Raw genomic sequence first — 16,449 nt, 5'->3', positions numbered from 1 at the left:
CTGTCACATCGAGCCTAGCCAACTGTCACATCGAGCACACTCAACTGTCACATCGAGCAATTCAGACTGTCACATCGAGCGTAGTCGAGATGCATCGAGCAGGATTAACATCCTGTGGATGTTAAGGCCAGCTAGTGCACAGTCGAGATGCATCGAGCGGGTCATAAAAAGTGTGTCATGTAAATATTTAAAAAATGGATGCGATGTTTTCTACCAGAATTAAATCAAAAGAAAAGGCCACATTGCTGAGGCCTCTCTTGTCTATTTAAATGAATTTAGATCCCTTTTATTGTACAATAACTCTGAAATTGCCTGAAGCGACATTACTTCTTACTTTGATAAAATAAATGCCATTCCCATGTTTTGTTATGTCAAAGGTCTCAGATTGATTTTCAGTAGATCGTATTTCAAGCGTTTGACCAATTTCATTCAAGATCAAAATTTCTTTAGTCCCTTCAAATTCAAACTGAGTTGTGAAAGCACCTGTGGAAGGATTAGGAAATATTTTTACTGAAGAACTTAATTGAGAACGGTTTTCAATGCCCGTGCACTCAGAAACGTCCTGTGACACTGTAGATGTATTAACACAACCATTTGCATCAGTACCAGTAACCGTATATATAGTTGTGATGGTTGGTGAAATACTGATCGTATTTGTATTTTCTGAAGTACTCCAAACGTACGTCAATGCTCCATCTGCACTAAGGATTGTAGATTCCCCTTTACAAATAGTTATTTTCCCGCTGCCGGCATTTACTGCCGGTAGTGTATTTACGTGTACGTGACTTGTTACCGTATTTGTACTTAAGCAACCTAAACTACTCACCCCGGTTACGGTATAAGAAGTCATGATAGTGGGATTTACAACCGTGCTTCCTCCCTGGATCGTGTAAGTATTTGCGCCTGCTGGAACTATGGTAAATGATTGACCTGCGCAGATGGTACCACTGTTTACAGTAATAGTGGGATTAGCATTTACATAAACGGTGCTTACTGCAGTGTTAGACGCTGCACAACCGTTGGTGCCCGTTCCCGTTACAGAATAAGAAGTGGTTGTTGATGGCGTCACCGTGAAATTACCACCCGTGATGTTGAAAGCAGTGATACCCGTGGAAACCGGTGTAATGGTCACGGAATTACCTGAACAGATAGTAGCACTGTTTACGGTAATAGTTGGCGTTGTATTAACTGAAACAGTTGATACGGCAGTATTAGAACTTACACAGCCATTAGTTCCGGTTCCGGTTACAGAATAAGAAGTGGTTGTAGATGGCGTCACAGTGAAACTACCACCAGTGATGTTAAAAGCAGTGATACCCGTGGAAACCGGTGTAATGGTCACGGAATTACCTGAACAGATAGTAGCACTGTTTACGGTAATAGTTGGCGTTGTATTAACTGAAACAGTTGATACGGCAGTATTAGAACTTACACAGCCATTAGTTCCGGTTCCGGTTACAGAATAAGAAGTGGTTGTAGATGGCGTCACAGTGAAACTACCACCAGTGATGTAGAAAGCAGTGATGCCAGTGGAAACCGGCGTAATGGTCACAGAATTACCTGAACAGATAGTAGCGCTGTTTACGGTAATAGTTGGCGTTGTATTAACTGAAACAGTTGATACGGCAGTATTAGAACTTACACAGCCATTAGTTCCGGTTCCGGTTACAGAATAAGAAGTGGTTGTAGATGGCGTCACAGTGAAACTACCACCAGTGATGTTAAAAGCAGTGATAACCGGGGAAACCGGCGTAATGGTCACAGAATTGCCTGAACAGATAGTAGCGCTGTTTACGGTAATAGTTGGCGTTGTATTAACTGAAACAGTTGATACGGCAGTATTAGAACTTACACAGCCATTAGTTCCGGTTCCAGTTACAGAATAAGAAGTGGTTGTAGATGGCGTTACTGTGAAATTGCCACCAGTGATGTTAAAAGCATTGATACCAGTGGAAACCGGGGTAATGGTCACCGAGCTGCCTGAACAAATTGTAGCACTATTTACAGTGATGCTTGGTGAAGTTTTTACAGAGACTGTTGCCACAGCACTATTGCTGCAACCAGTAAGTGTATTTGTTCCTATAACGCTGTAAGTGTTATTCGCTGTTGGGGTAAATGCTGCTGCGTTTGAAATACTTCCGGTCCATGTATAATTAGTAGCCCCAGCGCCGGCTAAGGTAAGTGTGTTACCTGAACAAACGGTTAACGAAGGACTAGCGGTAATGCTAATGCTGATTGGCGCTAATGTTGTGGTAGCACCTGAAACAACCCCACCTGTACCAACCCAGTTGGAAGTGGAACCCGTAAGAGAAAAAGTGTTTAATGTTCCGCTAAATAAATTTCCAGAAGCATCCACCAATGTGGTTACTGTTGAATTGCTGCCTGAAGCTAAGCCCTGATTAAAATGGTAGTTGGCAATTAAATTGGTATAGGAAGTCGGGATCTCACAGTCTTTAAACGAACTAATTTCACATTGCATTCTTGAGGTATTCCAAATTCGCACTTCGTCAATGTCTCCATCGAAACTTTCGCTAATGGAGTTGGTGCCTAGAATAATAGAATTTGTAGTTGCCGCAAAAGTGTAACTGCCCACGGCACTTCCACTTAAAACCCCATTTATGTAAATCGAAATTAAGGTTCCATCGTAAGTCGCGGCAACATGTTGCCAAACGTTAGTGCTTGCAGTACCCAGGGCTGTACCTGCTGGCGACGACGTTGTTCCTACCCCCGAACCAATTGAGAAGGTATAATAGGAATAGTCTCTCCTTAACATAAACTGTACCTGGTTAAAAGGCGTGCCATAATTACCAACTATACAGCCAAGTCCAGTCACGGATGTAGGTCTTACCCAGGCTTCCACAGTGATTTTATTATTGCCTACTAAATAGTTTGTGCTTATTGCTTGTGGCAATAAAATGTTATCTGCACTTCCGCCTGAATCGAAATTAAGAGCCGCCCCGGCCTGGGCTCTAATTGTGTGGGTAAATGCAAGTAAAGCTACTATGCAAATAGCTTTATAGAGTTTAAATAAGTTGTCAAGCATGTCTATTTTATTTTTTTTATTTTGGTTTGCGCAAAAGTAAGTTATGAGTCTAAAATACCGCTGCTCCGATAAGACATAATTTAACCAGAGTGAAAATCTGAATGCGGAAAAAATTAACAGGAAGGTGAGCTTAACATTTACTTGGTACAGAACTATTCGTTGCAATAGTCTATTGCAACATTAAATCAGAAGGTGTCACTTCAAATTTCTTTTTAAATACAGCCGAAAACTTACTTGGGTTCTCGTATCCCAGCAGTTTTGCAACATCTTTAACCTGAAGTTTTTTTTGGGTAATAAGTTGATGTGCCGCCTTCATTTGTTGGTCACTGAAATATTTATAGAGACTCGTATCATGAATACATTTAAAGTCGTTTTTGAGCTTAGTAGGAGATATGCCTATTTTCTTTGCAATAGTATCGATGCCTGGAAATTCGCCGAATAATTTTTCGTTTAAGAATTGCTCTGCACGCTGTATGTTTTTGCGATCTTTGTCATTCAAATTAAAGTGCCCCTGCGCTATAAGCTCACGGTTGGTTTTTACAATAAAATTCTCAATGATTTCGAACGCATGATTTTTAATGCTTCTGGTGTTTTTACCATCTGAATTTTCTTCAGATAAGCGCATCATGTGTTCATGTATATGATCGTAAATGGTGCTTTGCTCTTCCAGCAACATATAGGTATTGGGCGACTCAAAAAAATCACTGAATTTACTGTTTTTGAAATGCGGATGCTTTTGCTTTTGTTTTTCAAGCCAACGGCTAGTGAAAAAAATGGTTATGTTTTTTTCGGTAGATTCTTTAAAATGAAATTCGGTAATAGCATGACCAGCCTTGAACATTGACCAGGTTCTATCTGTAAGAAGCAAGCCATTAATTAAGGACTTGCTGGCAATACTTTTTTCTTTAATGTGAATATTGAGGAAATGATATTCAACCGGTAAATCTCTATCGTAAAGGTTTACCATGGACACGTTTTTTTTAAAGTAAAGGTGCGACATAAATACCCACAACTCATCTTCGGGATTGCAGTAGTAATTCATTGATTTCAAAAACATGGTATCCGACACCTGTGTCTTTTTTACTTTATCATGATGGCAAAAAGGGGTATTCTCAAAGCTATCAAGCATGGTTTGGGGGGAATTAAACAAATTGTACAAATGATATGCTCCCTTTTTATAGGTAACCGTGTAGCGCCTGAACCTCGCCAACCATTTTGCCAGCTTTTTCACGTGATCTTCACCAATCATAAGAAGTATTTTTCCGGGCGTAAACCTAATTTAAATTCGAAAAAAAGACCACTCCAAAAAGACATTTTTTTTACAGAATTACCTGGAAAAATATATTGTAGCGAAAAATTCGTAATATGTCACTTCGAGCAGGATTAACATCCAGTGGATGTTAAGGCCAGCCTGTGCACAGCCAATGTCAGTTAGAGCGTAGTCGATGTCAGTTCGAGCGTAGTCGAGAACAGTTCGAGCGTAGTCGATGTCAGTTCGAGCGTAGTCGAGAACAGTTCAAGCAGGATTAACATCCAGTGGATGTTAAAGCCAGCCTGAGCACAGCCAATGTCAGTTAGAGCACAGCCAATGTCACTTCGAGCACAGCCAAAGTCAGTTCGAGCGTAGTCGAGAACAGTTCGAGCGTAGTCGATGTCAGTTCGAGCGTAGTCGAGAACAGTTCAAGCAGGATTAACATCCAGTGGATGTTAAGGCCAGCCTGTGCACAGCCAATGTCAGTTCGAGCGTAGTCGAGAACAGTTCGAGCACAGCCAATGTCACTTCGAGCACAGCCAATGTCACTTCGAGCACAGCCAAAGTCAGTTCGAGCGTAGTCGAGAACAGTTCGAGCGTAGTCGATGTCAGTTCGAGCGTAGTCGATGTCAGTTCGAGCGTAGTCGAGAACCATGCACCCAGCGCTTAAAAAGTAGCGAATAAAAAAACGCAAGATCAACCAGTTTATCGCAATAATACCGCAGTACGTCGGTTTCTTTTTGTAATCTCAGCCTTAAAGTTGTAAATTGCCTTAAATCTCCGAAATTAATCACACTAATTTTTTTAAGATCAATGAATTTTAATTTTAAGTTACTTTTTGCAGCATTAGGATTGTCCTTATCGGTTAGCTCTCAAAACACATCATCAGAATCGCTCATGATAAAACGGGGCTGCGGAACCACTGCGCCAGATGCAGCCTGGGATGCCTGGTTTAACGCAAAAGTAAAAGAATATAAAGAAAATAAATCAGCGAATAAAACAACGCAGAATGTATCTATAACTATTCCCGTAATCGTACACATTATTCATAATGGCGCTGCAAAAGGTACTTTTCCAAACGTAACTGCAGCGCAAGTGTACTCACAATTCAATGTTTTAAATAAAGATTTTGGTGGAATGGGTTATAACTCTTACCAACTGGCTAATACAAGTTTTTCTACAGTAGGTGTGGCTAATACAAACATTACCTTTTGTCCCGCGCAGATTGATCCCGATGGCAATGTATTAGACGAGCCGGGCATCCACCGTGTCAATTATAACACCATAACTTCCTCAAATCCTACCTCGTTTTCAAGCTTGAACAACTTTAAAACATACATGGACGGTACTATTAAGGCAAACACCATCTGGGATCCAGCTTCCTATTTTAATATTTGGATCAGTGACGTAAATGTTAACGCAGGAATTTTAGGTTATGCTACTTTTCCAGGCGGATCGAGCTTAAACGGTATCAGTTCAAATATTGGAAATGGAAGCGATGATGGTATTTGGGTATGGACAAGATCCTTCGGAACATCAGGCTCCGTGCAGGCTCCGTATAACCTGGGCAGAACAGCAACACATGAGACAGGACATTATTTTGGACTTCGTCATATCGGTGGCGATGGAAATGGAAATCCCGCCGGTGATTGCGACGCTACCGATTATTGTGAAGATACACCACCGCAAAAAGGCGGGGAGAACGGGGGTTCTTATGGCCAGAATTTTGGTGGGCCAAGTTATCCTTTGCATCCTAACGTTTGCGCATCAACCGAAGGCGATATGTTTATGAATTTTATGGATTACACCGATGATGCCTACAACTATATGTTTACGCCAGATCAAAACGACCGCATACAAACCGCTTTGGCAAACAGTTATTTTCGCAATCTGTTGAGCGCAAGCTCCGCAACACAATGCACAGGCATGCCACTGGCTGATATTTTTGGAGATGCTTCAGTATGTTCAGATGGCTGGATTCCTACAAATGGTACTGACGGCTCTCCGACGCCCACCTATTCTTGGGTTGTAAAGCCTTCGGTCGGCGTTACCTTTTCACCTTCAAGCACAAACGCTACCCCTCGTATTCAGTTTCCTGCCAGCGGCGACTATACAATCACCGTTATTGCTACAAACAGTCTGGGATCAACCACTGCAACATTTGCCACAAGAGCTGAAGACTGCACGGGAATTAAAACTAATAAAGCATCATCCCTTAATGTGAGCCTGGTTCCTAACCCAACATCTGGAGTATTTACTGTTTCAAGCCTTAGAAATTTCTCTGAAGGTCTACAAATAACTGTTTACAATGCTTTAGGACAAACGGTCCTAACTAAAGCTTATACATCTTCTGATTCTCCCACTATTAACATTGATTTAAGTGCTTATCAAAACGGTGTGTATTCAGTAGTATTAGGAAACAGCACTGAAAAAACCGTTAAACGCCTGGTACTTACCAAATAAAAGACCGCTTTCAGGTAGTAAAAAATGCTCCGTTTTTAGGAGCATTTTTTATGAAGACTACTTTGTTAAAATGTATAAACACAGCTTTTGTTAAGAATTAATAAATATCGAAACGTCCCGAGCGCATTATACCTCTATTTTTGTTGGTAATGGCAGCGAAACGTAAAACAGAAATAAGCCTGAAGGAAGTGATAGCACTTATCACGTTACTGGACGATCCCGATGAAATAATTTACTCTCAGGTAAAAGAACGTTTTGTAACGCTGGGTCCACCCACCATTCCGCACCTTGAAACAGCCTGGGAGAACAGTTTTGACGCTATCATGCAAAAGCGCATTGAAACTATCATCCATACTATTCAGTTTGAGACGCTTCAAAAGGCTCTTAAACTGTGGGCCAAAGACGATTCAGACGATTTGATGAAAGGAATTTTAATTCTCGCACATTATCAGTATCCCGATTTGGATGAAGCTAAAGTGAGAAAACAATTACAAACTATCAAACAGGATGTATGGTTAGAACTTCACGAAGATCTTACTGCGCTTGAAAAAGTAAAGATTGTAAATCACATTATTTTTGAGGTTCATAATTTTAGTGGCAACATTACTAATTATCATGCACCACAAAACTCATTTATAAATAACGTTCTCGAAAGCAAAAAAGGAAACCCTTTAATGCTGAGCGTGGTTTACATGCTCATCTGTAAAGAACTTAATATTCCGGTATATGGCATTAACCTGCCCCAGCACTTTGTATTGGCCTATATTAACGACAACGCAAATTTGATGGATGTTAACAATAAATCACTTTCAAATAACATCTTGTTCTACATAAACCCTTTTAGTAAAGGACTTATGTTTACACAAAAAGACATAGATCAGTTTTTGAAACAATTAAACCTCGAACCGGAGGCAAAATACTATCTACCCTGCAATAACATCGAGATTTTGAAAAGGTGTCTCAATAACCTCATTTTTTCTTACGAAAAGTTGGGATACCTTGAAAAAGTAGAAGAGTTAAAAAATCTAGATAGCCAATTGTAGTTCTAAAGGGATTCATTACTTTTACTTATCTTTAAAATAAAAATTCTCATGAAAAAAACTCTCTTAACACTTGGATTTATTGCCCTGATAAGCTTTGCATCTAACGCTCAGGATACTAAAAAAGAAGCAAAAAAAGCGCCTGCCGCTAAAGAAACTGTAAATCCTGATGGTACACTAATTGCACCTGAACCAGCTCCGGCAGCTACAGAAGCACAAACTAATACTTCTAAAGATCAAAAACAACAAGGTGGTACACGTATGGCAATAACTGAAAAAGGTGTTCCTGCGTCAAAAAAGCCGGTGGAGAAAAAACCTGAAGCTGTGAAAACTGAGCCTGCAAAAACAGAAAAACACTAATACTTTTACTAATTAAAAAAACCTCTAATCCCAGTAGATATCTGGATTAGAGGTTTTTTTGTGTCTTTAACCTGTGTAAAATTATGATTTTTTACGTTGATTCAGTTCATCTCTTATCTTAGAAGCCATCTCATATTTTTCTTCATCTAAAGCCGTCTGCAGCATACTCTTCAATTCTTCGCTGCTTTTTCCTTTATACTCATCTAAATCGCCACTTTTGGCAGCTTCTTTTACTTCTGAAACACTGGATGCGGGTTCAGAAATAGAACTCACCTCAATATCGTCATCGAGAACAATACCGGCACTCTTTAAAATAAACTCATAAGTATAGATTTCACAACTAAAGCGTACCGCCAGGGCAATCGCATCACTCGTTCTGGCATCAATTTCCACTTCGCGTGTACCATCTGTACAAATCAGTTTTGCATAAAAAATACCTTCTACGAGATTATAAATCAACACTTCTGTAACTGAAATATCAAAGGTCTGTGCAAATGATTTAAAAAGATCGTGCGTTAAGGGCCTGCTGGGACTCATCTTTTCAAGCTCTATCGCAATAGCCTGAGCTTCGAAACCGCCAATAATAATGGGAAGCCTTCTTGACCCTGAGCTTTCACCCAAAACCAAAGCATAGGCCCCGCTTTGTGTCTGGCTGTAGGATAATCCAACAATTTCTAATCGAACTTTTTTCATTAACTGAATTCTAATTTAAGAAAAATACCGGCTTAATTTTGGTTTGCTTTAAATTTTTTAATAGCCTCAGTTAACTTAGGAACAATGGTAAACGCATCACCCACAACACCGTAATCAGCCGATTTAAAGAAAGGGGCTTCCTTATCGTTGTTAATTACCACTATGGTTTTGCTACCGTTTACACCCGCCAAATGCTGAATAGCTCCTGAGATCCCAACGGCAATATATAAATTCGGACGAATAGCAACACCCGTCTGTCCAACGTGCTCATGATGCGGTCTCCAGTGCATATCCGCAACAGGACGTGAGCAAGCAGTAGTCGCTCCTAATGAACCGGCAAGATCTTCAATGATTTTCCAGTTTTCAGGACCTTTCATACCTCTGCCTGCGCTCACAACTAATTCAGCCTCAGGAAGGGGAGTAGTGCCGTTTGCATCGTTTGACTTTACCTCTTTAACTACAATTCTTGAATTAACAGAAGAAAGATCAACCGAAAAATCTACCACTGTAGCTTTGTTATCACCTGCGGTTACAGGGAAACTGTTAGGTAATAAAGAGATGATTTTAACCTCACTATTAATGCTGTATAAAGCTGTTGCTTTACCAGAGAATACATTTTTCTTAACTTCTAAAGACGATCCGTTTACGCTTGGATAATCTACAGCGCCTGCAACTAATCCTGCTTTTAGTTTTGCAGAAAGTCTTGGAGCTACGGCTTTACCAACTATATCGAAAGCAAACACAATTACCTTAGCATTTTCTGCTTTAGCAGCTTGCTCAACAGCAGCACTTACCAGCATACTATCCGCATTAAACTTATCATTTTTTACCGATAAGATTTTTGTTGCTCCTGCCTTACCAATCTCTTCTAATTGAGCGGCATCTGCATTGTTTACAAAAGCTGTAACTGTTGAACCAGTTAGTTCAGCGATCTTAGCTGCGTAATTAATGCACTCTAAAGATGCTTTCTTAACACGGCCTTTATTAATTTCTGTATATACTAAAACTGACATATTTTTTGAATTTTAGATTTATTAATTTTTTTAAATTAGATAACCTTAGCCTGGGTGTGCAACAATTGAACAAGTTCATCCATATTATCTTCACTAATCATTTTCACTGCAGTACGACCTGCGCTCAGTGTAAACGACTTAACAGAGGTTAAGGGCGCTGCACCGTTAGAGGCAACCACTGTTAAAGGTTTTGTTCTTGCCGCCATAATTCCTCTCATGTTTGGAATGCGTTGTTCTGCCATTCCTTTTGCACAGCTGATTACTAATGGCAATTCGCATTCTACAATCTGTGTACCGCCATCTACTTCTTGTTCAACGGTAGCTTTGTTACCTGCAAGGTCTAATTTATTAGCTAAAGAAATAAATGGGAGGTCTAAAACTCCTGAAATCATAGCTCCTACCGAAGATCCATTATAATTGATAGTTTCCTTTCCAACTAATATTAAATCGTAAGCGTTTGCTTTGGCGTAAGCAGCTATTTGATCTGCTACGAATAATGCATCAGGACCTTCAGCATCAATTCTTACTGCATCATCAGCCCCTAAAGCCAGCCCTTTACGAATAGTAGCTTCACTATCGGCAAGGCCAACGTGAATCAGAGTTACTTTTTCGGCTAGGTTTGCTTCTTTTAATTCAAGAGCTCTTACAAGTGCATACCACTCATCGTAAGGATTAATAACGAATGTAACTCCCGCTGCATTAAATTTTGTATCTCCGTCCGTAAACTGAATTTTTGTTGTGGTGTCCGGAACATTGCTGATGGCAACTAAAATTTTCATATGTAGATGTCTTTAAGTTTTTATTAGCTGGTTAATAGTTTCTTCTTCAAGTCACTTAAAATTTGAAATTATTTATCACCGGAAATTTTACCGCAAAGTCCTCAATTTCAAAATAAAATGGTGGGCAAAAGTATAAAATAATTGCTTTATTTCATAGCACTAAGACCCATTAAGCCGCTTTTTGTTAAAAAGAAAGCAAGTAACTAAGTGTTTCACCACAATGTTGTGGAATACCCTGTTTTAAAGCCTATAATCTGGTTGACTTTAGTTAAAAAGTAGCTTTATGAAACGTACCCCGGTTTTTGAATCGTTTACAATAATTGAATTCTGAGAATTCATGTAATTTGGAACCGCCACGGTAGGACTCAATAACACATACCGGATCTTGTAACTTCTTAAAAAGTTAAGCTCCAGGCTGTCTTTATCAATTCGGTCAGCGGTTTGTTGGTTGTAAAAACTGTAAAATAATTCATGCTCCAATAATCGATCGTAGTCGGCCTGTACCACAGGCAAAGGAGAAGTATAACGGACTTCAGGCAAAGACATTCTTAATGGAACAGCATCCATACCGAGGTAGCTTAAGTGGTAAAGGTAATTTTTCGATCGATTCAAGAGCAAAGTATCAGCGTCAGCCTGATTATAAATAAAAGCCACCTGGTGATCTTCTGAGTCGGAGATCAAGGCTTTTGATTTGATCAGGTAATCGTTTGAAACGCTCATACTTTTATCTAGGATGTTATACTCTTTTACAGAGCAATAAACCGTGTAGCCAAAAAATGCAAGGATAAAGAGTCCTGAAAAGGTTTTTACCAAAGCGGTAGAAGTATGTAAAAGTTGTAAAAGGATTACAATGCTCAAAACATGAAGTAGTGGTAAAGTATTGGTAAAGAGTTGATAGTTGTCCAGCATTTTGTAAAAAAAGCAAGCCACTAGAAGGCCACACAAACAAAGCGTTGAGAGAAATAACAATGGCCTGACAACTTCTCTTTTTAGAAAAACAAAGCCAGCCAGATATAAGATTGGTAAATAAAAATAATTCGCAAGGAAATAAACCAGACTCTTAAAAAAGGCGTAAATAAAATTAGAAATTGCCAGTTTAAACCATTGAAATGAAAAGCTAAGAGTTTCCAGATCGCTGAATTCGTAAAGTCTCCAATTATCAGTATAAGTATAATCAGAAGATGCGAAGTACTTATAAAACGCTAAAAAACAGAATAAGAATAAGAACGCACGAAAGAAAACAACTTTATTCAGGCGTCGGAAAAAAAACAGAGTAATAACTAGTGTAAATACAATAATCGCAGGAAGCATGGTGGAGGAAACAATACAAAGACTTAACCCAAAAAGTAAAGCCTCTTCGTGCAACTTGTTTAAAAGCAGTAATACACTAAAAAGAACGAATGGATAATACACCGAAAATTTTTCTCCATAGTGTTGGAGAGGAACTTCTGCAGCAAGTGTATTAAAATGATAGTTTGACTGTTTAATGCTGAAAACAGCGCCAATAAACAAAAGCAGGAACGATAAAATAACTCCGGTGAAAGTTACTTTTGCATAGTGTTCCATTATCGCCAAAATCCCGAAACAGCTTATGAGGATGAGTAGGGGATAGGTTACCAGGTAAAAATTTAAAAGGGAATTTGTTTTAAAAACAGAACTAACAAAAGCGTTCAGCCAGCATTCAACATAATGATAGGGCTCTATTGATTTAATGGAAGAATGATCCGTAAAATAACTGAACCATTTATTCTCAATACCTGTACTGGCTATATAATTAGAAAGATGGCCGTAAACCGCATTATCGTATTCGAGAGCTTTATAATGGTAGCCTCCCGTTTTAAAAACCTGCAGAGCAAAGTAAATAAAGGGCAAAAGAACCAGGAAAACGTTTCTAAAAAAGAATACAGGTTTTCTTTGGTCGATATATGATTCTTTTGCTTGTAAACGTATGATCTTACCCTTAAATGCAAAAATGCAGACAATAGGAAAAAAAACAGTAACCGTTAGGAACTGGGTCTTAAAAATCGCGAAAAGTGTCACTGACACCAGTAATCCGCATAACAAACAAACGAAAGTTTTGGTATAAAACCCTTTTAAGACAAAAATACTTTTGAAAAATTGAAGGGAAAAAAATCCAGAGAAGAATACAAAAAACAGGAAACACAGGTAGATGCTCAAAAACAAGAAAACATCTGCCAGCATAACTTATCTTAAAACAACTTCCATTTTACGCTCTTCAATCATTTTTTTCAGATTGAATAAAGCATAACGCATTCTTCCAAGGGCTGTATTGATAGATACATTTGTGAATTCAGAGATTTCTTTAAAGCTCATGTCATAATACATGCGCATTAACACAACTTCCCTTTGATCGTTTGGAAGTTCATTGATCAGGGTACGAATACTTTTTTTGAATTTTGTGGTTTCAGCAGAACGCATATCATCATCAGGAGCGGCTAAGGAATTAAAAACGCTGATTTCTTCTCCTTCATCATTTATGTAAACAGGCACGGGGGGCATTTTTTTTGCTCTGCGATAATGGTCTATTATGAGGTTACGCGCTATACGGATAATCCAGGGCAAAAACTTGCCTTCTTCATTGTACTGTCCCTTTTTAAGAGTTTGAATAACTTTAAAAAAGGTATCCTGAAAAATATCCTCAGCCAACTGATGATCTTTAACAACAACAATGATAGAAGAAAAGATTTTTCTTTTGTGTCTTTGTAATAAGGTGGCCAGGGATTCTTCGTTTCCGCCAATGTAGAGTTGAATTAACTCATTATCGTTTAATGACTGGATAGACATGATTTTACTTGCGTTTAGATGATTAATGCTAGTAAATGTCTATTCTATGGCGTTAAGGTTTAAAGTTTCTCAAATTTAATCCATTTTTACTAAGGGGCAATGAAAAACTGTTAAAATAGTTAAAATTTTGAGTGAAACATATCTTTGACTGAGTGAATGAAATAATTCCTGGGTGAAATGTTGATTTTTATCAGGTACCAAAGTTCCGGATTTTAATTTTTTCTCTTAATTAGGCACTGTGTGTTGCAATTAAACAGGTCTTTGTGTCTAATTCAGAGTTTTCGCTTAAACCAGTAAAAATTAATTCTATTGATTATCAACGTATTTGAAGAAGAATGCAGTTTAGGGCAAAATAATAGTTGCAAAATTCTGAAGAAAAATTTAATTTTGATCATTCATGTTTTTTTTGGGTAAAATGTGAATTAATGCCTTATCGGGAAACTGGTAAGGCATTCTCTTTTCAGGGAGGTTTCAGTCTGACGTATTACCGGTCATTAAAGGGATTAAAGAGTGTTTTGCTCCTTTAATGACGACATTAAGTAATAGCGGGGAAGTGGAGAATATAAACTCCAATTGAATCCAAGGCATTTTTGTCCCTCGGCTGGCAAATTCAAAGGTAATACCTGCTATTTTTTATCGTACAAAACCAAGGGAACAGTAAGCCTCAAGTTATAAGATACGCCCACTGCATCGGTATAATAACGAAATCTATCCAAATATTCCCGGTAACGACTGTTTAATAAATTTGTAGCGCTAAAGTGTAAGATCATCTTTTGTTTCTTTACATGAATCTCTGTTGATACTTCTGCACCTAAAAGAGAATAAGCGGGTGGGGGTGCCGAAAAATCTACATTTGCAGGGGCCCGCCATTGTTTACTCACAAATTGATTGTTGAGCTGGAAATAACTATTTATGAATCTATCACCAGTAGGCAATTTTATTTTCAGGTTCAGGTCTGCTCTGTCGGAGGGCATATAAATTAAATAATCTTTTATACTGGCGTTCCAACCTCTCACAATCATGCCTTTAGCAACGAAAGAAAGCATCTTAGACAGTTGAAAATCAGTTTTAAGATCTATCCCACTTATGCGCACATTGTCCTGCTTGTAAATAAACACCGGAAATGCACCACGAATGGTAAGCTCCAATTCACCTGAGGGATTTAAGTAAATAAAATTTTTAAACTGGTTATGATAAGCAGTTAGCTCAAGACTGAATTTTTTACGTTTATAAATTCCTGTTACAGTAATATTTTGACAAGTTTCTGATTTAAAGTTTGGATTACCTCGTTCAATAGTCCCTGCACCCTGGTGAATACCGTTACTATACAGTTCGTTTGGTGCCGGCGCCCTCCAGGCAGAACCTGCGTTCACAAATAAATTGAAGGAACTCGCCGGTTTCCAGATGAGTCCGGCGTTATAAGTCAAATTTTTGAAAGTGCGGGCATGTTCTGTCCAAACACTACCTTCAAAGAAATAAGAAGTAAGGTACTTTTCATCGTAACGCACCCCTGCTTCCAGCTCAATGATGTGTTTTACATAACGCTCGGTAATAAATACCCCCCAGGTTTGGTTCAGGTAATTGGGAATGAAAAATCTTCCAGTATAAACATTTTTTTGCTGCATGTAACTAGCGCCAAACAACCCTCTGAAAGAATTTATATTATCGTGTTCCATGAGTGCATCTATTGTTTGCGAAGCTACATGCAAGTCAAGGTCAGGCGCTACAATGCCGGTTTCTTTTTCTATCGTGGTTAATCTTCTTAAATCATATTCCTGTCTCAGATTATATTGCCAGGCATACTGCAACTTCGCACGCCAGCGCGGCGAAAAATGGTAATGAGCCAATCCTTTCACTAATTCATGGGCCACTTCCTGTCTTGGCCTGCCTATTGAATAAGAAAATACGGCAAGACTATCGAGTGGTTTATTATAGCGTAAGGCGTTATTAAGATCAGTAAGATTACCGATGTGAGAGCCCGTAAAAATTCCAATGCTGGCATTGAACTGAGAGTAGTAGAGTTCTACGCCCCATTTTTTATGATGATATCCCAGAGCATAAGAAAAATTTCTCTCCTGCGTGCCGGTATTGTTCAGGTAGTAATTAGGAGCCTTTACAGTGCCTCCTTTTTTTAAACTACCCTGTACACGCCAGCTTAAGCCTTTGAGCTTGTCGAAACTTCCTTCCAGCATGGCTGATGCAGCCCCTGTTTGCCCATTACTTAATCCAACAAGATTCACTTCTCCGGTTACAGCGGCGGTATCGGGAAGCTCGTTTGGTTCAACTAACACAACGCCGGCAATAGCGTCGCTTCCGTAACGAATGGCACCAACTCCTTTTATTACAGAAAATTTCTTTGCCATAAAGGGATCTATTTCAGGTGCATGTTCATTACCCCACTGCTGACCTTCCTGCCGTATCCCATTGTTTAAAATAAGTAAACGGTAACCCTGCATGCCATGAACCATGGGCTTTGAGATGCTTGCACCTGTATTTAAAGAAGTAACACCGCTTATGTTTTTTAAGGTTTCTCCAAGACTTTGTCCTTTGCTTTTCTGAATGTCTTCTTCAGATAAGTCATCCACAGCCTGGGTCCTTTTCATTTCTACCCGTTTATCCATTATGTCTACTTCACTCAGATTATGAGAACTGTGTGGAAGTTTCAGAATCACTTTCCGCGATTTTTGAAGATCTACAGTGAAAATGGTGTCTTTACAACCTATGTGTTTTACAAGTAAATCGTATTTGCCCGAACATAGATTGTCAAAAACAAATTCACCTTTTTCATTTGTCTGTAGAATTATTTCGGGAGATAAAAGTTTTACAACGGCGAATTCAAGTGCTTCGCTATTGTCTTCATCTATAAGTGTTCCCTTCATTTGCAGTTTGCAGGATTGTGATCTTGCAAGCGAAAATGCTAAGATGAGAACACATAAAAATATGTGTTTTTTTAAGGACATGAGATGTGATCATGCTAAGCATGATAATTTTCTGATTAATA

Annotated in this window: 12 protein-coding genes; 3 read left to right on the top strand and 9 right to left on the bottom strand. The window is 38.8% G+C overall.

Annotation, left to right across the window (positions count from 1 at the left end):
• Window positions 1–286: 286 nt before the first annotated feature.
• The 3 genes from CNR22_22265 to CNR22_22255 form a co-directional block, all read right to left on the bottom strand.
• A complete protein-coding gene (locus tag CNR22_22265) occupies window positions 287–3,043 on the bottom strand; it encodes a hypothetical protein (protein PBQ34384.1) in 2,757 nt (918 codons plus the stop codon).
• A 169-nt stretch (window positions 3,044–3,212) separates the two neighbouring features.
• On the bottom strand, window positions 3,213–4,292 hold the full coding sequence (locus CNR22_22260; protein ID PBQ34383.1) for a hypothetical protein: 1,080 nt from the start codon (window positions 4,290–4,292) through the stop codon (window positions 3,213–3,215).
• Between the two features lie 325 nt (window positions 4,293–4,617).
• A complete protein-coding gene (locus tag CNR22_22255) occupies window positions 4,618–4,950 on the bottom strand; it encodes a hypothetical protein (protein ID PBQ34382.1) in 333 nt (110 codons plus the stop codon).
• Window positions 4,951–5,108: 158 nt separating this feature from the next.
• Here CNR22_22255 and CNR22_22250 point away from each other — a divergent pair, with 158 nt between their 5' ends.
• From CNR22_22250 to CNR22_22240, 3 genes are all read left to right on the top strand, one after another.
• Window positions 5,109–6,758, top strand: a complete 1,650-nt coding sequence (locus CNR22_22250; GenBank protein ID PBQ34381.1) for a hypothetical protein — start codon at window positions 5,109–5,111, stop codon at window positions 6,756–6,758.
• 149 nt (window positions 6,759–6,907) lie between these two features.
• Window positions 6,908–7,801, top strand: coding sequence for a hypothetical protein (locus tag CNR22_22245; protein PBQ34380.1), 894 nt, complete (start codon window positions 6,908–6,910; stop codon window positions 7,799–7,801).
• 48 nt (window positions 7,802–7,849) lie between these two features.
• On the top strand, window positions 7,850–8,158 hold the full coding sequence (locus tag CNR22_22240; GenBank protein PBQ34379.1) for a hypothetical protein: 309 nt from the start codon (window positions 7,850–7,852) through the stop codon (window positions 8,156–8,158).
• Between the two features lie 81 nt (window positions 8,159–8,239).
• Here CNR22_22240 and CNR22_22235 read toward each other — a convergent pair whose 3' ends face one another.
• From CNR22_22235 to CNR22_22210, 6 genes are all read right to left on the bottom strand, one after another.
• Window positions 8,240–8,851 (bottom strand): hypothetical protein, encoded by a 612-nt coding sequence (locus tag CNR22_22235; GenBank protein ID PBQ34378.1) that lies wholly within the window; start codon window positions 8,849–8,851, stop codon window positions 8,240–8,242.
• 32 nt (window positions 8,852–8,883) lie between these two features.
• A complete protein-coding gene (locus tag CNR22_22230) occupies window positions 8,884–9,864 on the bottom strand; it encodes an electron transfer flavoprotein subunit alpha (protein PBQ34377.1) in 981 nt (326 codons plus the stop codon).
• A 35-nt stretch (window positions 9,865–9,899) separates the two neighbouring features.
• Window positions 9,900–10,643, bottom strand: a complete 744-nt coding sequence (locus CNR22_22225) for an electron transfer flavoprotein subunit alpha (protein ID PBQ34376.1) — start codon at window positions 10,641–10,643, stop codon at window positions 9,900–9,902.
• Window positions 10,644–10,907: 264 nt separating this feature from the next.
• Window positions 10,908–12,845, bottom strand: a complete 1,938-nt coding sequence (locus tag CNR22_22220; GenBank protein PBQ34375.1) for a hypothetical protein — start codon at window positions 12,843–12,845, stop codon at window positions 10,908–10,910.
• 3 nt (window positions 12,846–12,848) lie between these two features.
• Complete coding sequence (locus CNR22_22215; GenBank protein PBQ34374.1) at window positions 12,849–13,448, bottom strand: RNA polymerase subunit sigma-24; 600 nt, start codon at window positions 13,446–13,448, stop codon at window positions 12,849–12,851.
• Between the two features lie 626 nt (window positions 13,449–14,074).
• Entirely contained in the window at window positions 14,075–16,408 is a 2,334-nt protein-coding gene (locus tag CNR22_22210) for a TonB-dependent receptor (GenBank protein PBQ34373.1), read from the bottom strand.
• Window positions 16,409–16,449: the final 41 nt, after the last annotated feature.

This window comes from Sphingobacteriaceae bacterium (genome assembly GCA_002319075.1).
GTDB lineage: Bacteria > Bacteroidota > Bacteroidia > B-17B0 > Aurantibacillaceae > Aurantibacillus.
The sequence above is the reverse complement of the archived record's forward strand: the minus strand, read 5'-3'. Positions and strand labels throughout refer to the sequence as shown.

Excerpts from the sequence above, each read along its gene's own strand:
- CNR22_22265 (PBQ34384.1), bottom strand. The coding sequence starts at position 3,043 with ATGCTTGACAACTTATTTAAACTCTATAAAGCTATTTGCATAGTAGCT.
- CNR22_22260 (PBQ34383.1), bottom strand. The coding sequence starts at position 4,292 with ATGATTGGTGAAGATCACGTGAAAAAGCTGGCAAAATGGTTGGCGAGG.
- CNR22_22255 (PBQ34382.1), bottom strand. The coding sequence starts at position 4,950 with ATGGTTCTCGACTACGCTCGAACTGACATCGACTACGCTCGAACTGAC.
- CNR22_22250 (PBQ34381.1), top strand. The coding sequence starts at position 5,109 with ATGAATTTTAATTTTAAGTTACTTTTTGCAGCATTAGGATTGTCCTTA.
- CNR22_22245 (PBQ34380.1), top strand. The coding sequence starts at position 6,908 with ATGGCAGCGAAACGTAAAACAGAAATAAGCCTGAAGGAAGTGATAGCA.
- CNR22_22240 (PBQ34379.1), top strand. The coding sequence starts at position 7,850 with ATGAAAAAAACTCTCTTAACACTTGGATTTATTGCCCTGATAAGCTTT.
- CNR22_22235 (PBQ34378.1), bottom strand. The coding sequence starts at position 8,851 with ATGAAAAAAGTTCGATTAGAAATTGTTGGATTATCCTACAGCCAGACA.
- CNR22_22230 (PBQ34377.1), bottom strand. The coding sequence starts at position 9,864 with ATGTCAGTTTTAGTATATACAGAAATTAATAAAGGCCGTGTTAAGAAA.
- CNR22_22225 (PBQ34376.1), bottom strand. The coding sequence starts at position 10,643 with ATGAAAATTTTAGTTGCCATCAGCAATGTTCCGGACACCACAACAAAA.
- CNR22_22220 (PBQ34375.1), bottom strand. The coding sequence starts at position 12,845 with ATGCTGGCAGATGTTTTCTTGTTTTTGAGCATCTACCTGTGTTTCCTG.
- CNR22_22215 (PBQ34374.1), bottom strand. The coding sequence starts at position 13,448 with ATGTCTATCCAGTCATTAAACGATAATGAGTTAATTCAACTCTACATT.
- CNR22_22210 (PBQ34373.1), bottom strand. The coding sequence starts at position 16,408 with ATGTCCTTAAAAAAACACATATTTTTATGTGTTCTCATCTTAGCATTT.